At 68.7% G+C, this 17,069-nt stretch carries 10 protein-coding genes; 5 read left to right on the forward strand and 5 right to left on the reverse strand.

The genetic code is table 11. The annotated features are described in order from the left end of the window. The first annotated feature begins 2 nt into the window (after positions 1 to 2). Positions 3 to 1,448 carry an NAD(P)(+) transhydrogenase (Re/Si-specific) subunit beta gene (locus AADV74_RS15000; protein WP_342115533.1) on the forward strand — a complete coding sequence of 482 codons (1,446 nt, stop codon included), beginning with the start codon at positions 3 to 5 and terminating at the stop codon, positions 1,446 to 1,448. 53 nt (positions 1,449 to 1,501) lie between these two features. Here the strand turns inward: AADV74_RS15000 and AADV74_RS15005 are convergent, their stop codons facing one another. After that, positions 1,502 to 2,143, reverse strand: coding sequence for a TetR/AcrR family transcriptional regulator (locus AADV74_RS15005; RefSeq protein WP_342115536.1), 642 nt, complete (start codon positions 2,141 to 2,143; stop codon positions 1,502 to 1,504). A gap of 98 nt (positions 2,144 to 2,241) precedes the next feature. Between AADV74_RS15005 and AADV74_RS15010 the strand changes: the two genes are divergently transcribed. Both AADV74_RS15010 and AADV74_RS15015 read left to right on the forward strand, forming a co-directional pair. Continuing rightward, a complete protein-coding gene (locus tag AADV74_RS15010; protein ID WP_342115538.1) occupies positions 2,242 to 3,549 on the forward strand; it encodes a glycosyltransferase in 1,308 nt (435 codons plus the stop codon). Between the two features lie 166 nt (positions 3,550 to 3,715). Next, positions 3,716 to 4,447: a hemerythrin domain-containing protein gene (locus AADV74_RS15015; RefSeq protein ID WP_342115540.1), complete on the forward strand. Its 732-nt coding sequence runs from the start codon at positions 3,716 to 3,718 to the stop codon at positions 4,445 to 4,447. 37 nt (positions 4,448 to 4,484) lie between these two features. Here AADV74_RS15015 and AADV74_RS15020 read toward each other — a convergent pair whose 3' ends face one another. Continuing rightward, entirely contained in the window at positions 4,485 to 5,951 is a 1,467-nt protein-coding gene (locus tag AADV74_RS15020) for an amino acid permease (RefSeq protein WP_342115542.1), read from the reverse strand. Positions 5,952 to 6,287: 336 nt separating this feature from the next. On the opposite strand from AADV74_RS15020, the gene AADV74_RS15025 reads away from it, so the two are divergent. Together AADV74_RS15025 and AADV74_RS15030 are read left to right on the forward strand one after the other, a co-directional pair. Continuing rightward, positions 6,288 to 7,178, forward strand: coding sequence for a Rieske (2Fe-2S) protein (locus AADV74_RS15025; protein ID WP_342115544.1), 891 nt, complete (start codon positions 6,288 to 6,290; stop codon positions 7,176 to 7,178). 152 nt (positions 7,179 to 7,330) lie between these two features. Further along, positions 7,331 to 8,824: an HNH endonuclease signature motif containing protein gene (locus tag AADV74_RS15030; protein WP_342115546.1), complete on the forward strand. Its 1,494-nt coding sequence runs from the start codon at positions 7,331 to 7,333 to the stop codon at positions 8,822 to 8,824. Between the two features lie 166 nt (positions 8,825 to 8,990). Here AADV74_RS15030 and ppk2 read toward each other — a convergent pair whose 3' ends face one another. From ppk2 to AADV74_RS15045, 3 genes are all read right to left on the reverse strand, one after another. Then, a complete protein-coding gene (ppk2, locus tag AADV74_RS15035; protein ID WP_342115548.1) occupies positions 8,991 to 9,812 on the reverse strand; it encodes a polyphosphate kinase 2 in 822 nt (273 codons plus the stop codon). Positions 9,813 to 9,864: 52 nt separating this feature from the next. Next, positions 9,865 to 10,851 (reverse strand): diacylglycerol/lipid kinase family protein, encoded by a 987-nt coding sequence (locus AADV74_RS15040; RefSeq protein WP_342115550.1) that lies wholly within the window; start codon positions 10,849 to 10,851, stop codon positions 9,865 to 9,867. Between the two features lie 212 nt (positions 10,852 to 11,063). Beyond that, on the reverse strand, positions 11,064 to 16,994 hold the full coding sequence (locus AADV74_RS15045; protein ID WP_342115552.1) for a GH92 family glycosyl hydrolase: 5,931 nt from the start codon (positions 16,992 to 16,994) through the stop codon (positions 11,064 to 11,066). Positions 16,995 to 17,069: the final 75 nt, after the last annotated feature.

Here is a 17,069-nt window from a genome sequence, read left to right on the forward strand (position 1 = left end):
GCATGGACGACACCCGGTACCTCGTCTACGGCCTATACATCATCGCCTTCGCGATGTTCATCTACGGCCTCATGGGCCTCACCGGGCCGAAGACCGCCGTTCGCGGCAACAAGATCGCCGCGGCCGGCATGGTGATCGCCGTGATCGCAACGCTCATCCAGATCCGCGACACCGGCAACTGGATCCTCATCATCGCCGGCCTCGTCGTGGGCGTGGCACTCGGCATCCCGCCCGCGCGCCGGGTGAAGATGACCGCCATGCCGCAGCTCGTCGCGCTCTTCAACGGCGTGGGCGGCGGAACGGTGGCGCTCATCGCCTGGGCTGAATTCATCGAGACGGATGGCTTCGCCGGACTCGACACCGCGGAGTCGCCGGTCGTGCCGATCATCGTGGCCTCGCTGTTCGCGGCGATCATCGGCTCGCTGTCGTTCTGGGGCTCGGTGATCGCCTTCCTCAAGCTGCAGGAAGTGCTGCCCGGCCGCCCGATCAGCCTCGGCCGCCTCCAGCAGCCCGTCAATCTGCTCCTGCTCCTCGGTGCGATCGCCTGCGCGGTCGTGGTGGGCGTCGGCGCCGCATCGGGCGGAGCGCAGATGGTGTGGATCATCGCGGTGCTCGTGCTGGCCGGCATCCTGGGTCTCGCCGTGGTGCTGCCGATCGGCGGCGCGGACATGCCCGTCGTGATCTCGCTGCTGAACGCCCTCACCGGCCTCTCCGCCGCCGCAGCCGGACTCGCGTTGAACAACGTCGCGATGATCGTGGCTGGCATGATCGTGGGCGCATCCGGCTCCATCCTCACGAACCTCATGGCGAAGGCGATGAACCGCTCGATCCCCGCGATCGTCGCGGGCGGGTTCGGCGGAGGAGGCGGTACGGGGGCCGGTGACGGGGCCGGTGCTGGGGAGGGCCTCGAGGGCCGCACCGTCAAGGCGACCTCGGCGGCGGATGCTGCGATCCAGATGGCCTACGCCAATCAGGTGATCGTCGTCCCCGGTTATGGTCTCGCGGTGGCGCAGGCGCAGCACGCCGTGAAGGACCTCGCGAAGCTGCTCGAGGCGCGCGGTGTCGAGGTGAAATACGCCATCCACCCCGTCGCCGGACGGATGCCCGGGCACATGAACGTGCTGCTCGCCGAGGCCGATGTCTCCTACGACGCGATGAAGGAGATGGACGAGATCAACGACGAGTTCGCCCGCACAGACGTCACCCTGGTGATCGGTGCCAACGACGTCACGAACCCGGCGGCGCGGAACGACCCGTCGTCTCCCATCCACGGCATGCCGATCCTCAACGTCGACAAGTCGAGGTCGGTGATCGTGCTGAAGCGATCGATGAACTCGGGGTTCGCGGGCATCGAGAACCCGCTGTTCTTCGCCCCGACCACCTCGATGCTCTTCGGTGATGCGAAGGCGTCGGTCGCGCAGGTGGCGGAGGAGCTCAAGGCGCTGTGATTGCGGGTTACGCCCGGTTCAGGCGAATCGGCGCCAGAGCGGATCAGCGGCACTCACTCCACGAAGTGTCTCCGCGCCGCGGCGGCGAGCCAGTGCTCGTAGCGGCCCATCGCCCACCCGCCCTGCAGCACGAGCTGCTGGTGGCCCTCGGGAGACCAGAGGAACGACAGGGTGGCGGCGGCCGACTCCACGTCGTCGACGCCAGTCGCGATGCCGCGCTGGATGAGCTGTTCGACGACCCCGCGGTAGTCCGCTCGGCGCCGGGCGAGCAGGTCGTCCAGAGCAGTGGCAACTAGGCCGTCAGCGTTGGCCGCCGCCAGGAACTCGATCCAGAGCACGCTGGTGCGGGCGTTGGCTGCGGCGACGAAGGAGGCGGTGGCGGTGAGGAAGGCATCCGCATCCGTCATCGCCAGAATCTCCTGGGCGGGATCGCTGGAGGCGACGGACGCGGAGCCCTCGGTGCCGGCGAAGGCCTGCTCGAAGGCTCCGAGGAGGAGTTCGCGCTTGGGGCCGTTGTTCTTCACCGTCTCGGGGGAGACGCCGGCGCGGGCGGCGATGTCGGCGAGCGAGGTGCCGCTGTAGCCGTTCTCGGTGAAGCAGGCGGCCGCGGCCTCGAGGATGCGCCGGCGGGTGGTCGCCGCCTGCTCGGTGCGCAGGGTCGAGACGTAGCTGCGGGTAGGGGCTTTCCCTGACATGTCGCCACTCCTATTGCTTAACCCAAGAGGGTGGTGAATACTGCGTGAGGCAGTTCAATCGTAGCCGCCTTCCACACGACCCGAGGAATTTCGCAACCATGCCATCCGTGCTCATTACCTCCACGCCCGTCCACGGGCACGTCACACCCCTGCTCGCCATCGCCGCCTCACTCGTCGCCGCGGGCGACCGCGTGCGCTTCCTCACCGGTGCGCGCTACCGCGATGCCGTGGTCGCGACCGGCGCCGAGTTCCTGCCGCTGCCGGATGCCGCCGACTACGACGACAGCGACATAGACGCCGCGTTCCCGGGGCGACGTGGGCTGCGCGGGCCGGCGGGCATCCGGTACGACATGATCGAGATCTTCCTGAAGCCCGTGCCCGCGCAGCTCGCCGCCGTGCGCGAGGCTCTCGCGGCTGAGAAGACGGATGCGATCCTCGCGGAGTCGATGTTCGCCGGCGCCGCGATGCTCAGCGGGCTGCCGCGCTCGCGACGTCCGCTGCTGGTGAACCTGGGCATGATCCCGCTGGGTCTCAAGCACCCTGACATCGCACCGTTCGGCCTCGGCATCAAGCCGATGCCCGGCGTTCTTGGGCGAGTGCGCAATGCGTTCCTGACCGCGAGCGCCGAGAAGGGCGTGTTCGCGCCGGTGCAGCGCTACGCCAACGAGATCGCGCGCGCCGAGATCGGTCGCGACCTGCCGCGCTTCTTCCTCGACTGGCCGAGCGGTGCCGACCTCGTCGTGCAGTTCACGGTGCCCGAGTTCGAGTATCCGCGGGCGGGTCTGCCCGACACCGTGCACTTCGTCGGGCCGGTGTCCCGTTCTCGTGCGTCGACGGTTCCGCTGCCCTCGTGGTGGGGCGATGTACTCGCTGCCCAGGGTGTGCGCCCGGTGGTACATGTGACGCAGGGGACCGTCGCAAACTCGGACTGGAACCTCGTCGAGCCGACGGTGCGGGCGCTCGCCTCTGCGGATGCGCTCGTCGTCGTGGCGACAGGCGGCCGACCGGTCTCCTCGCTACCTGACTCGCTTCCTTCGAATGTCCGAGCGGCCTCGTTCCTCCCTTATGACCAGCTGCTGCCGCTCACCGATCTCATGGTGACGAACGGCGGGTACGGCGGCGTGCACTACGCGCTCGAGCACGGCGTTCCGCTGGTGGTCGCTGGCCGCACCGAGGACAAGACCGAGGTGAGCGCCCGCGTGGACTGGGCAGGGGTCGGCGTGAATCTGAAGACGGATACGCCGTCGGCAGCGAAGGTGGGCGCCGCGGTGCGGCGAGTGTTGGGGGACCATCGCTACCGTTCGCGGGCGGCTGCAATCGGCGAGGCGATCCGGCGCTCGCCGGGTCCGGATGCCGTGCACGGGATCATCGCGGAGGCGCTGGCGAAGAAGCGGCAGGTCGCCTAGAGCACTTCGACCGCGGGCTTCGCCCGGGCCTCTGCGAGCGGACGTGGGGCGACATCAGCCATCGAACTCTTGCGCTCGGTGCAGCATCCGGAGTTCTCTTACAGGTACGGATGCCGCCACCTCGGCGTCCGCGACGTTTCGTTCTCCGACCCGAATGGAGTTCTTCATGTCTGCAACGATTCTTCCGCCCAGCGGTGACGTGCCCGAGCGGCCCGGCGGCGCTGCCGGGCCCGGTTCCCGAGGCGCAGCATCCGTCACCTGCGATGCCTCGGGGATGGAGGAGATCCACCGGATGTTCCGCGCCGGCTTCGCCGAGGGGCCCGATCTGGTGGCAGCGGTGGCCGCCGGCGATGTCGCGCATGCCGGGGTGGTCGCCGATCACCTGGCGCTGCTGTCGACCGGGCTGCACGCGCACCACGAGGGCGAGGACGCGGCGCTCTGGGACAAGCTCGAGCAGCGGGCGCCCGCGTGTGCGGCCCACGTCTCGCGCATGAAGGCGCAGCACGCCGAGATGCTCATCTACCTCGACGTGCTCGACGAGGTGCTGCCCGCCTGGCGGGCGAGTGCATCGCCGACGGATGCCGCCGCGGTGCACGGAGCGCTCGACGGCGTGAACGCGGCGCTCGCCGTTCACCTCGGCGACGAGGAGGCGAACATCGTGCCGGTGATGGAGACCACGCTCACCCAGGAGGAGGTCGACTGGTTCGGTGAGCACGGGCGAAAGGCGACGCCGAAGGGGGCGATGTTCCTGCAGCTCGGCGCCATCCTCGCCGCCCAGCCCGACGGCGGTGTCGAGTGGCAGCACAAGCACCTGCCGGCGCCGGTGCGCGTGATCTGGAGGGTCGTGGGCAAGCGGAAGTACCTGGCGAATCGGGCAGCTCTGGAGGGGAAGCGCTGACGCAGGTGGCGCCGTGAAGGATCGGTGCGAGCGACGCTCAGCGCTTCTCGTCGGCGTTGGATGCGGCATCCGGAGTCGCCGCATCCGGACCCGACGGAGCCTTCTCGCCGAGCCGCAACCGCGAGTGGCGGATCGAGTACGCGAAGTAGATGATGAGCCCGGCCACGAGCCAGCCGCCGAACCGCACCCAGGTCTCCCACGGCAGCTGCGCGATGAGGTAGCCGCAGAGAAGGATGCCGATGAGCGGCACCACGGGCGAGCCAGGCACCCGGAACGGCCGCTTCATGTCGGGGCGCGTGCGGCGCAGGATGATGACGCCGACGTTCACGAGCACGAAGGCGAACAGGGTGCCGATGTTGACGAGTTTCACGATCTCGTCGAGGGGCACGAGCGCGGCCAGGATGGCGATGAGCACCCCGAAGCCGAGCGTGAGGCGGGCCGGGGTTCCGTAGCGCGGATGCACCTTCGCGAGGCGGCGCGGAAGCAGTCCGTCGCGGCACATGGCGAAGAAGATGCGCGTCTGGCCGTAGAGGAGCACGAGTATGACGCTGGTGATGGCGATGAGCGCGCCCGCCGCCAGCACGCCGCCGGCCCACGGGATGCCTGCGCCCTCGTTGAGTGCTGTGGCGAGCGGGGCGTCGCTGCCCGACAGGGTGTCGACGGTGGCGACGCCGACGGCGGCGATGGCCACGAGAACGTAGAGCACCGTGGAGATGAGGAGCGACCCGATGACGGCGATGGGCAGGTCGCGTCCGGGGTTCTTCGATTCCTCGGATGCGGTGGTCACGGCATCGAAGCCGATGTAGGCGAAGAAGATCACGCCGGCCGCTGAGGCTATGCCGCCGAATCCCTCGGGGGCGAACGGTTCGAAGTGATCGGACTGGAAAGCCGTGAACGCCACGACGATGAAGAACACCAGGATGAGGATCTTGATGACGACCATGACGGCGTTGAACCGCGCGCTCTCGCGGGTGCCGAGGGTGAGCAGGATGCTGATGAGCATCACGATGAAGACGGCCGGAAGGTTGACCACGCCGCCGTCCGACGGGGAGGTCGAGATGGCGGCGGGCAGCTCGATGCCGAGCACGGAGTCGAGGAACTCGTTGAGGTTGCCGCCCCAGCCGACCGCGACGGCCGCGACGGCGACGCCGTACTCGAGGATCAGGTCCCAGCCGATGATGAACGCGACGAACTCGCCGAGCGTGGCATAGGAGAAGGTGTACGCGCTGCCCGAGACGGGCACGCTCGACGCGAGCTCCGCATACGAGAGTGCCGAGAAGCCGCAGGTGATCGCCGCGAGGATGAAGGCGAGGAACAGGCTCGGGCCCGCCAGCTTGGCGCCTTCGCCGATGACCACGAAGATGCCGGTGCCGATGATCGCGCCGACACCCAACGCCGTGAGCCCCACCGGCCCGATGCTGCGCCGGAGTCTCTCGTCGCCGTACTCGGTCTCGTTGATCAGGTCGCTCACGGAGCGGGTGACGAACAGGTCCTTGACTCGCATGGCGGTTCCTCCCGGTGAGGTCGAGCGCTCATTCCGCCGCGCGGTCGGGCGCGCCGATGAGTGCGCCCACGCTGCCACCGTTCGGGGTGCCACCGAAAGGGGCTTACCTGACGGATGCTCAGGTGCGTAACATTGTGGGGCTGCGTGGGGGCTGCGCTTGGCCGGGCGAACGGATGTGGCAGCACGCGGATGCCGCGGCACGGGGCGCTTCGGCCGCGGCTTCGCCGGGCCTCAGCGAGCGGGTTGGGCGATGGGGCATCCGCGCGGGCCAGCCACGGGGAATCGGCGCTCGTCAAGCCCCTCACGGCGCAGGTTCGCGAGGCCTATCGTCACAACATGCTCAGCGCCAGCGCCAATCGCATAGTGACGAAGATCTTCGCCCCGGTGGAGAACACGACCGCGCTCGATCCGCTCATCTCCGGCCTGCAGAAGGTCGTGCGAGCTCTCGTGCCGCCGGGGGAGGTGCGCGATGTGCTGCACGGAGTTCCAGCGGGGCATCCCGTGCATCCGGTGCTCGTGCAGATTCCCCTGGGAACGTGGTCATCCGCCGCCATCCTCGACCTGATGCCCGGAACCGAGACCGCGAGCAGAAGGCTCATCGGGGTCGGCGTGCTGGCGGCCGCACCGGCAGCATTGGCCGGCGCGACCGACTGGTCGGAGCTGCACGAGCAGCAGATGCGCACGGGCGTCGTGCACTGGGCGGCCAACCTCGCGGCCGTCTCCCTCTACGCGGCCTCGTATGTGCAGCGCCGCCGCGGTCGGGATGCAAGGGGCAAGGTGCTCTCCTACCTCGGACTCGCCGTCGCCTCCGCCGGAGGATTCATCGGCGGCCACCTCGCCTACCACCAGGCCGCCGGCGTCAATCACGCCGAGGAGGTTCCGCACGTCATCCCGACAGGGTGGAACGCGATCGGCACACTCGAGGACTTTCCCGAGGGACGCGTGACGAGAAGCGCGGTGGGCGACGTGTCGATCCTCGTCTTCCGCGACGGAGAACGCCTCTCCGTGCTGGCCGATCGGTGCAGCCATCTCTCGGGTCCGCTGAGTGATGGCGAGCTGGTGACGGATGCCGACGGCTCGCGCTGCATCCAGTGCCCGTGGCACGGCAGCACGTTCTCACTCCTGGACGGCAGCGTGCGGCGGGGGCCGGCCACCGCGCCACAGCCGACGATGCAGGCCCGCCAGACAGGTGGACGCGTCGAGGTGAGGATGCCCGACGCCGGGTGACGAGTCTGCGCGGGGCGACGAGTCCGCGCGGGTGGGTCCGTCTGACCGGTTTGGCTGAGTCGGTTCTTCGTTCTAATGAAAGAGAAAATCGGGTTATCCACATTCGAAGAAGAAGTCGAGGAAATGTCAGTGGGTCGCGCCAGAATGGTGTCATGAAGAACCACTTCCGGCTCCTGCGCAACAGCCTCGCGGCGTTGCGTTCGGCGTGGAGGGGTGCGCTGCCCGAGGTGCTGATTCCCGGCTCGGATGCTGCTGCAGCGGTGCGGTCGATGAGCGACGCTGGGCTCGTGCGTGTGGTTGATGCGTTGTCGGCGTTGGCGCGGGCGGTGGGGGCGTTGCAGGTGCTCGTCGCCGGCGAGGTGGCGCGCCGGTCGCGGCCGGAGCTGGGTGCCGAGGGGTTGGCGAAGGTGCAGGGGTTCTCCTCGCCAGCTGGGCTGTTGGCGGCGAGTGCGGGTGCGTCCGTGGGGGATGCGACTGCTTTGATCACTGTGGGTGAGGCGACCGCGGGGCGGGAGTCGTTCACGGGCGAACGGATGCCGTCGAAGCATCCGTTCCTGCAGGCTGCAGTGGCGGCGGGTCATATCAGTGTGGCTGCGGCGGCGATGATCACGCGCATGCTCGACAAGGTCGCGCTCCGGGCCGACCCGCAGCTCCTCGCAGAGACGGAGGAGACACTCACAGTCGCGGCGGCTGAGCTCAGCCTGGGCGGGTTGTCGGTGGCGGTGAAGTACGCCGAGGGTCGACTCGATGCTGACGGCGTCCAGCCGCGGGAGGACGAGTTGCGGGCGGGGAGGTCGTTGTCGATCGTGGAGGAGAAGTCCGGCGCCGTGGTGCTGCGCGGCCACTTCGCGCCCGTCGAGGGCGCCGCCATCACCGGAGCGATCAACGCGCTGGTATCGGCCGAGCTGCGGCGGGCGCGTGACGCGTTCGGACCGTCCCACACGTGCAGTTGTCCAGACGGGACACCCACCGACGCGTGCACGTGTGCTGATCCGGCGATCGTCGAGCAGCGCACCCTGGCGCAGATGCGCGCCGACGCCCTGACGGATATCGCCCGGCACGTGATCGGCTGCGAAGAGACCACCATCGATGCGACGACTGCTGTCGTCGTTCGGATGGACGTGGACGACCTCGCCGATCCCGACAGTGTCGGAGTGGCAACGATCGATGGCGTCGCCCAGCCCATCTCAGCCGCAACGGCCCGCTGCCTGGCGGCATCCGCCGGCATCATCCCGTTGGTCCTGGGCGGTGACTCGGTTCCGTTGGATCTGGGCCGGTCGCAGCGGTTGTTCTCGAGGTCGCAGAAGATCGCCCTCGCCGAACGGGACGGCGGATGCGCGTTCCCCGGCTGCACCCGCCCGCCGCAGTTCTGCGAAGCGCACCACATCCGCTGGTGGGACCGACACCACGGCAGAACGGACATCGCCAACGGTGTGCTGCTCTGCTCGTACCATCACCATCTGCTGCACCGCGAAGGATGGGCCATCCGGGTGGTCGAGAACCGCACCTGGTTCACGCCACCGGTGCACATCGACCCAACTCAACGACCGAGACCCGGCAACAATCTGCGACGGCTGCTCCCGCGGCCGATGGTTCCCGGCGCGGGCGAGAACGACGCGGGTGCGGCTGATGAACGAGCGGCGTGACCTTCCCGCTCGCTGAGGCCCGGACGAAGTCCGCGGTCGAAGCGCCTCGAGGAGAGCCGCTTCGGGCGGTCGCTGCGCTCGGCCCTCTGCGAGCGGAACTCGGGCGGTCGCTTCGCTCGGCACTCTGCGAGCCACGACGGGAGCGAGCGGTTAGGGCCGAGCGCCCCTACAGTGTCGCCGCGTGGTCCGGCACGAACTTGTGCTTCTCGATCGGCGGGCGCACGGCTTCCGCCGCGACAGGCCTCTCGGGGAAGTGCACCTCTTCCGGGTCGATGGTGTCGTAGGGGATCTTGCTGAGCAGGTGGTTGATGGTGTTGATGCGGGCGGCGCGCTTGTCGTCGCTGTCGATCGTCCACCAGGGAGCGTCTTCGGTGTCGGTGACGTCGAACATGGCGTCCTTGGCACGGGAGTAGTCCTCCCACTTGGTGATCGACAGCAGGTCGGTGTCGGAGAGCTTCCAGCGGCGCATCGGGTCGTTGAGGCGCGAACGGAACCTCTTCTCCTGCTCGATGTCGGAGACCGAGTACCAGTACTTCAGCAGGATGATGCCGTCTTCGACCAGCATCCGTTCGACCGTCGGAACCTGCACCAGGAAGCGCTCGTACTCCTCGTCGGTGCAATAGCCCATGACCCTCTCGACGCCGGCGCGGTTGTACCAGGAGCGATCCATCAGCACGATCTCGCCCTTGGTGGGCAGCCGCTCGACGTAGCGCTGGAAGTACCACTGCCCCTTCTCGCGCTCGCTCGGCTGCGGCAGCGCGACCACGCGCGCTGTGCGGGGGTTGAGGTACTGCATCACACGCTTGATGGCACCACCCTTGCCGGCCGCGTCACGTCCTTCGAAGATCACCAGGATTCGGGCGTCGGATGCCGTGACCCACTGCTGCATGGCGACCAGTTCGATCTGCAGCCGCGTCAGTTCCTTCTCATAGGCCTTCTTGTCGACGCGCTTGGACTTCTTCTTCGAGTGCTTCTTCTTGTCGGACATGGGACTCCTCCAGTAGTACGTGGGTGCGACGCGTGCGTGAGCTGCGGGCGGGTCAGGCGGCGGCTGCGTCGGCCGGAACACGCACGTTGAGTGCGCCGGGTTCGATCCAGGCGTTGAATGCCGTGGCCTTGCCGAACTCGTCGCCGTCGAGCTCGATCGTCTCGGGACGCGACAGGCGGGCGGTGAAGCGGGTGCAGGTCTCGTACTGGAGGTCGCCGTCGTTGCGGCGTTCGCCGGCGAGAGCCCGACCGGCCTTGGTGCGGCGCACGACTCCGTTGGTCCAGGCGACCTTCAGCCAGACGCGGATCCAGCCGAGCGCGCCGCCCGGGCGCATGAGCATGAGGTCGAACAGTCCGTCGTCGACGACGGCATCCGGCAGCAGGAGGATGTTGCCGGGGAGCGACCCGCAGTTGCCGAGGATGACCGTGTGGACGACAGCGCGCTTGGGCTGCTTGTCGTCGAGGCGCAGACGCAGGTGCAGTTCGTTCGGATCGCGCAGCGACGCGACGATCGCCTTGATGTAGGCGGCCCAACCGGCCTTGGCCTTCAGGTCCTCGTCGGTGTTCTCGATCATCTTCGCGTCGATGCCCATGCCGGCCATCACGACGAACACGTGCTCGGTGCGGCTCTTGTCCTCGCGCTCGATCTCGAGGACGCCGAGGTCGATGCTGCGGTCGACTCCGCTGAACGCCGATTTCACCGAGCCCGGCATGTCGTCGAGGGTGAGCTTGAGGTTGCGGGCGAGGAGGTTTCCCGTGCCCGACGGGAGAAGCGCGACGCTGACGCCGCTGCCGCGCACGGATTCAGCGACCGCACGCACTGTGCCGTCGCCGCCGGCGGCGATGACGAGGCTCGCGCCATCCTTCAGGGCCTGCGCGGTGACGCCCTGGCCGACGTCCTCCTTCGAGGTCTCGTACCAGGTGGGTTCCGCCCAGCCTGCTGCGCTCGACTCGGCGATGACCGCCTCGCGCAGGGCGTCGAGGTCGACCTTGATCGGGTTGTAGATGACAGCAGCTGTCTGGGGCTTCTCGTCGGTCACGCTTGTCTCTCGTCTTCTCTTCGGTGCGGGGGCAGGGACCGGCGCGTTGTACAGCAAACTCCAGTCACGGCAATCGAGTGATGGCCTTGCCGGGTGGGGGCTGGGTGGGTACCCTGCTTCGGCACACGCGAAGAGCCGGCGCCGACACCCGAAGTCGACGCCGGCTCGTTCCGCGAAGCGGAGGGCGGCTGAGTGCGCCGGAGCGCTCGCTCCTACACCTCCGTCTCGCCGCTGTTTCCCGCAGCCCGGCGGCGGCGCACGAACAGCAGCACAGCGCCGAGGAGCACGAGCAGCCCGGCCACCCAGCCGGCCGTAGCCAGCAGGGTTCCGTTCACGCCGGTGCTGCTCAGCGAGCCCTGCGCCACGACCGACGGGTTCTTCGGCCCATCGGCGCCCGTGCTGCCGTCACCGGGAACCTGGGGCGCGAGCACCTCGAAGGCGAACGACACCGGAACGTCCGAGGTCTCACCTGTCACGACCACCTCGTGGTCGCCGACGGGAATCTCCGGCACCTCGAAGGTGAGGCTGAACGCACCCTGCGCTGTGGCTACCGCGGTGCCCACGACCACGGGGTCGGAGCGCATCTCGACGGTGATCTTCTCGCCGGGGGCGAAGCCCTCGCCGGTCACGGTCACGTCGTCACCGGGACGACCAGAGGTCGCGTCCGAGTGCACCTGCGGCGTGTAGACCGGTGTGGTCTCCTCCGGCACCACGTTCACGGTCGCCGTCGCGGGCATCCGTGAGTCGGCTCCCGTGGCGACGAGAGCGTAGACGCCGGGAGCGGCATCCGTCGGCACGGTCACCGTGGTGGCGATCGTGCCATCGGAGCCGGCCTCGACCGTGGCCTTCACCGGCGTCGCCGTCTTCAGCTCGACCGTCACGGACTCGCCGGCCTTGAAGCCGTCGCCCGTCACCGCGATGTCGGTGCCCGCGAGCACCTCGTCGGCGGGGTCGGCCTTCACCGTCGTGGCGTAGACCGGGGCAGAGGCGATCTCGGCGGCGAGCGTCAGGTGCGTCGTGCGTGCTCCATTCGCCACGGTCACCGAGACCGTGTAGCTCCCGGCCGCCGCGTAGGTGTGGCCTCCGGTGACGGTGAGTCCGTCGTCGGATGCCGCGACCTCGGCGTTCTCGGTCACGGTGCCGTCGCCCCACTGGACGCGCACGATCGGCGCATCGGCAGCGGCATCCGCCTGGGTGATGCTCGCCAGAGTGGCATCGAGAGCCTCACCGGCGGTTCCGGTGATGTCGTCGCCGACAGTGGCCTCGAAGTCGAGATCGGGCTGCGCGCCGTTCGACGCGATCGCGAAGACGTGCACGCGGCCGGTGACTCCGGGCTCACCCGGCTGGACCGGCATCGTGATGCTCTCGACGGTCAGTCCTTCCGGGATCTCGTAGGGAACCGTGGAGAAGAAGTACGACGCCGTGTTCGAGGGCGATGCCCCGACGAGACGGTACGCCGACTTCACGACCTCGATGTTGCCGAAGGGCGCCGTGGCGTTGGCGTTGCCGCCCTTCGTCCAGTCCGAGAACTGCAGAGGGGTGGTCGCGGTCGTGCCGTCGGTGAAGTTCACCGTGACCGTCGTGTCCTGGTTCTTCTCGGTCGCCGCTCCGATGAAGGAGAGCTTGGTAGCAGCATCGCCCAGGTCGAGGGCGATGGTCTGGCCTGCGCCCGTCGCGTTGTCGGGAGCGCCGACAGGAACAACGGGCATCGTGAAGGTGAGGTCGGTTCCCGGCACGTCGTGCTCGACCCCGGCGGTGAGACCGCCGTCGGCCAGGCCCTGGCGGGGGTACGAGATGCCCTTCGCGTCGCAGTTGCCGCCCACGCCCTCATCCGCGATGCAGACGCTGTCGAACGCCGCGCGCAGTCCACCGGGCTCGACGTAGTCGACGGTGATCGGAACGGTTCCCGCGAAGCTCGACACTCCGTCGGTCGCGGTGACCCTGGCCTGGTAGACACCGGGCTCGGCGTAGACGTGGTTCGCCGACACGGGGTTGTTGCCCAGCTGGGCCTCCCCGATCGTCGCGGCCTCCGCGTCGGAGCCGTCGCCCCAGTCGACCGAGGCCGCGTATCCCTCGGCCACTCCGCCCGACAGGATTCCGAGGGCGAAGTCGCTCGCGATGCTCGAGGTGGCTGTGAGGCCATCGCTCGGGCTGAACGTGAGGGTGTTCGCCTCGGCTCCGCTGCCGTCGGTCAGCAGCTCGAACTCCGCGAGGGAGATCGCGGCGTCTCCGCCGGTCACCGACAGGCGGAACTGCTGGAAGGCCGCGGGGTGCGCGATCTTGAACGGCACGGTCTGCGAGCGGTTCGCGAAGTCGCGATCCGTGCGGGAGTCGACCTCGGTCCAGGTGGAGCCGTCGTTGCTTCCCTCGAGCGTCCACGCCGAGGGGTCGGCATCCGTCGTCGCCCCTGCGGTGATCGTGTAGAAGGTCGGCTTCTGCTTGGCGCCCTTGTAGGCGACGGTCACGGCCGGGGTCGCGTCGGCGAAGGTCACCTGCGTGCGCGAGGTGTTGTCGACGAGCGCGGAGGCGTTCTCACCGCCGCGGCTCGTGACAGTGGCGAGCGACGGGTCGGTGGCGTCGACGAGAGGCTTGGCCACGTCGTCCCCTGTGGTGAGTGACGGCAGGCCGTCGTCGACCCCGGTGCCCCAGGCGCTCGGCTCAGACCCCATGGTGAAGTCGAGCGTGGCGCCGTCGGAGAGGATGCGCGAGTCGATCGACGTGGAGGAGTGCTCCTCGCCGTTCACTCGCAGCGACTGCACGTAGACGTTCTCCGTGCTGTTCTCGGGGGCGTTGATGACGAGCTGCTTTCCGCCGGCCAGGTTCACCGTGGCCTTCGTGAACAGCGGCGAGCCGAGCACGAGCTGGGTCGAGCCCGTCTGCATCGGGTAGAAGCCGAGCGCGTTGAAGATGTACCAGGCGCTCATCTCGCCGTTGTCCTCGTCGCCTGCGTAGCCCTGGCCGATGGCGCCGCCGGCGTAGGAGCGCTTCAGCGCCTCACGCACGATGGCCTGTGCCTTGGCGGGGGCTCCGGCCTCGTTGTACATGAACGGGATGTGGTGGCTGACCTGGTTGCTGACGCCCCACTGGCCGTAGCGGCCGTCGCGGGCCTCGACCTCCTCGTGGATGCTGCCCGTCGACGTCTCCGGGGTGGCGAAGAACTCGTCGAGCTTGTCCTCCAGGCCCTGGTCGCCGCCGTAGAGGTTGGCGAGGCCCTGCGGGTCCTGAGGGGCGTGGAACGCGAAGTTCCAGCCGTTCGTCTCCGTGTACGGACCCCACCACGACTTCGGGTTGTACTGGTCGGCGGGGGTGGCGAAGCTGCCGTCGGCGTTGCGCGCCTGGAAGAAGTCGATCGCGGGATCGAACAGGTTCACGTAGCCGGTCGCCCGGTCCAGGTAGTACTCGCTGTCCTCGCGGAGCTGTTCCACGCGGTCGGCAGGGGTGTTCGGGTCGTCAGCGAGGGCGGCGGCCATGTTGCCGATGCCGAAGTCGTTGATATAGCCCTCTGTTCCCCACGACACGCTCTCGCCCTGAGAGGCCGGCGTGAAGCCGAGGAAGGTCGACGTGGCGAGGCTCTTGCGGCCGACGCTGTCGTTGCTCGACGGTGTGGTGGCGTTCTTGACCGCCGCGTCGTAGGTCGCGAGGGCGTCGGGCAGCTCGACACCGCGCAGGTACGCGTCGGCGAAGGCGACATCCGAGCTGGTGCCCGTCATGATGTTCGCGTAGCCGGGCGATGACCAGCGGGCGATCCAGCCGCCGTCGCGGTACTGCTGGGTGAAGCCGTCGACCAGTTCGCCGGCGAGCTCGGGGTAGAGCATCGAGTAGGCGGGCCAGGTGGTGCGGTAGGTGTCCCAGAAGCCGTTGTTGACGTACATCTTGCCGTCGACGACCTTCGCGCCGGTCTCGGTGGCGGTGCTCGCACCGACCTGGGCCGACACGGGGCTCGCGTACTTGTACGTGGGAGCATCCGCGGTTCCGGTGTTCTCGAACTGCGAGTTGGGGTACAGGTTCAGTCGGTACAGGTTGCTGTAGAGGGTGCGCAGCTCGGTCTCGGATGCGCCCTCGACGGCGATGACGCCGAGGCGGTCGTTCCAGGCGGAGCGAGCAGACTCGCGGATGCCGTCGAAGCCGTCGCCGCCCACCTCGAGGGCGAGATTTTTCGAGGCCTGGTCGAGGCTGAGCAGCGACGTCGCGAAGCGCAGCTCCACGGTCTTGTCGCCCGAGGTGTCGAACGACGCGTACTTCGTGAGCGCGCGGCCGCCGGATGCGGTTCCCGTCGCGGTGGGGGTGGAGTCGAAGCGACCCGAGACGAACATGCGGGTGCGACCGGTGCCTCCTGCTGCGCCGTTCTCGATCCAGCCCGTGACGGTGCCGTCGGCGGCGATGGTGAAGCTGCCGTCGTTGTTCGGAGCGTCGAGGACGACGCTGTTCGCGGCTCCGGTGAAGGTGAACTTCATGAGAGCGGCGTGATCGGTGGGCGTCATCTCCGCCGTGACGCCGTTGTCGAGCTCCACGCCGTAGTAGTCGGGCTGCGCCGTCTCGTTGTCGTGGCCGAACGTCGCCGCCCGGGTGTGCCAGTTGCCGTTCGGTGCACCGGCGCCGGCGACGGGCATGACCGAGAACAGGTTGCGGTCGCCCATCCACGGGCTCGGCTCGTGCGAGATGCCGAGGCCCTCGAAGCGCGTGCGGTTGGCGTCGGTGTTGTCCTGCTGCCACGAGTACTCGCGCGAGGTCGCGCTGGCGTTCGTGACGGGAACGAGGAAGTTGAAGCCGTTCGGCATGGAGGTGATGGCCTCGTTCGAGCCGCGCGAGAAGGCGCTCGACGAGTTGGTGCCGCGTCGGGTGTCGACGAAGTGCGTCAGGCTCGAGCCGTCGATGGTGGCCGGCTCGGCCACGATCGCGATGTCGTCGACGTAGCCGCCGAAGGCCGAAGCATCCGCTCCGCCCGGGTTGTCATAGGAGAACTGCACGGCGGTGATGGTCTTGCCGGTGGCCACGGGGCCGAGATCGATCTCCACCTGGTTCCACTGGTTGGGGTAGAGCACCTTGCCTGCACCCTGGCCGAGCGCAGTCGCGTCGATGCCGTAGACATCCGTCGGGGCGAGGTCGCTCAGCTCGGTGCCGTCGCTGAAGCGCAGGTTCACGGCGGAGTAGGTCGACGGGTACTGCAGGTCGTTCGCCGTGAGGTCGGGGAAGATCATGTACGACAGGCGGGTGCGCTCGCCGACGGGGATGTCGACGTCGAAGAGACGGTTGGTGACGGATGCCGCCCCGTCACCGCTGTGCTCGCCACCGAAGCGCAACGAGTGCGTTCCGGTCCAGCCCACGCGGGCCTTCATGTTGTAGCCGGCGCTCGGGCCGGTGCCGATGGTGGTGGTGATGGGCGCTGCGGGAGCGTTCGGGTCGACAGCGGTGACGAGATCCCAGTCGGCGAGCTGGATGAGCCCGCCGGAGTGGTTCACGATGCCGTCGAGCCGGTAGTAGCTGTACGCGGCCGGCGTCGCGACGGTGAACGACTTCTTCACCTTGCGGTCGGCGTCTGCCCAGGTCTGGTCCGTCTGGGTGTCGAGGGTGGTCCAGGTGGTTCCGTCGTTCGAGCCCTTGAGCACCCAGTTCTTCGGGTCGCGCTCAGGGGCGTCGCCGCCCGAGGTGAGCGAGTAGGTGACGGCGCTGGCCGCAGCGGAGAGGCGGTACTGCAGCCATCCGGTCGCCGAGAACACGAGCCACTTGGTGTTGGGGTCGCCGTCGGCCGCCCAGACTGCGGCCTCACCGGGGGCGTTCTCGCCGCTCGCCGTGACGGTGGTCACGTTCGGGAGCACGCTGCCGCCGCTCGTGCCGTGCACGTTCTGCTGCAGCGGGGCGCCGTCCTCACCGCCCTCTCCGATGCCGAGCTCGACGCGGTTCGCGAAGGGGGCCGTGGCCTCGCCCGGCTCGAACGAGGTCGACCAGTCGTCGGCTGCCGCGGCCGGTGCCGCCACCGTCGCCGCGGAGGCGGGTGACGCCACAGCCAGCGGGATGGCCGCGGCCACGAGGGCTCCGGCGAGCAGGGGCGCGGTGATGCGGCGCAGGAGAGCCGGCATCGGGCGACGAGGAGTGGAGGGTGTGCTGATCGCGGCGGTGAGGCTGCGGGTGGTGCGCTCCGGCATGCGGGGCCTTTCGACACTGAAATGGCTGGGATCGGATGCACGAGGGGCATCCCTGCGAAAACCTAGCGAGGAATC

Origin of the sequence: Leifsonia stereocauli, assembly GCF_038432415.1 — a bacterium.
Lineage (GTDB): Bacteria > Actinomycetota > Actinomycetes > Actinomycetales > Microbacteriaceae > Orlajensenia > Orlajensenia stereocauli.

Excerpts from the sequence above, each read along its gene's own strand:
- AADV74_RS15045 (WP_342115552.1), bottom strand. The coding sequence starts at position 16,994 with ATGCCGGAGCGCACCACCCGCAGCCTCACCGCCGCGATCAGCACACCC.
- ppk2 (WP_342115548.1), bottom strand. The coding sequence starts at position 9,812 with ATGTCCGACAAGAAGAAGCACTCGAAGAAGAAGTCCAAGCGCGTCGAC.
- AADV74_RS15000 (WP_342115533.1), top strand. The coding sequence starts at position 3 with ATGGACGACACCCGGTACCTCGTCTACGGCCTATACATCATCGCCTTC.
- AADV74_RS15005 (WP_342115536.1), bottom strand. The coding sequence starts at position 2,143 with ATGTCAGGGAAAGCCCCTACCCGCAGCTACGTCTCGACCCTGCGCACC.
- AADV74_RS15015 (WP_342115540.1), top strand. The coding sequence starts at position 3,716 with ATGTCTGCAACGATTCTTCCGCCCAGCGGTGACGTGCCCGAGCGGCCC.
- AADV74_RS15025 (WP_342115544.1), top strand. The coding sequence starts at position 6,288 with ATGCTCAGCGCCAGCGCCAATCGCATAGTGACGAAGATCTTCGCCCCG.
- AADV74_RS15020 (WP_342115542.1), bottom strand. The coding sequence starts at position 5,951 with ATGCGAGTCAAGGACCTGTTCGTCACCCGCTCCGTGAGCGACCTGATC.
- AADV74_RS15030 (WP_342115546.1), top strand. The coding sequence starts at position 7,331 with ATGAAGAACCACTTCCGGCTCCTGCGCAACAGCCTCGCGGCGTTGCGT.
- AADV74_RS15010 (WP_342115538.1), top strand. The coding sequence starts at position 2,242 with ATGCCATCCGTGCTCATTACCTCCACGCCCGTCCACGGGCACGTCACA.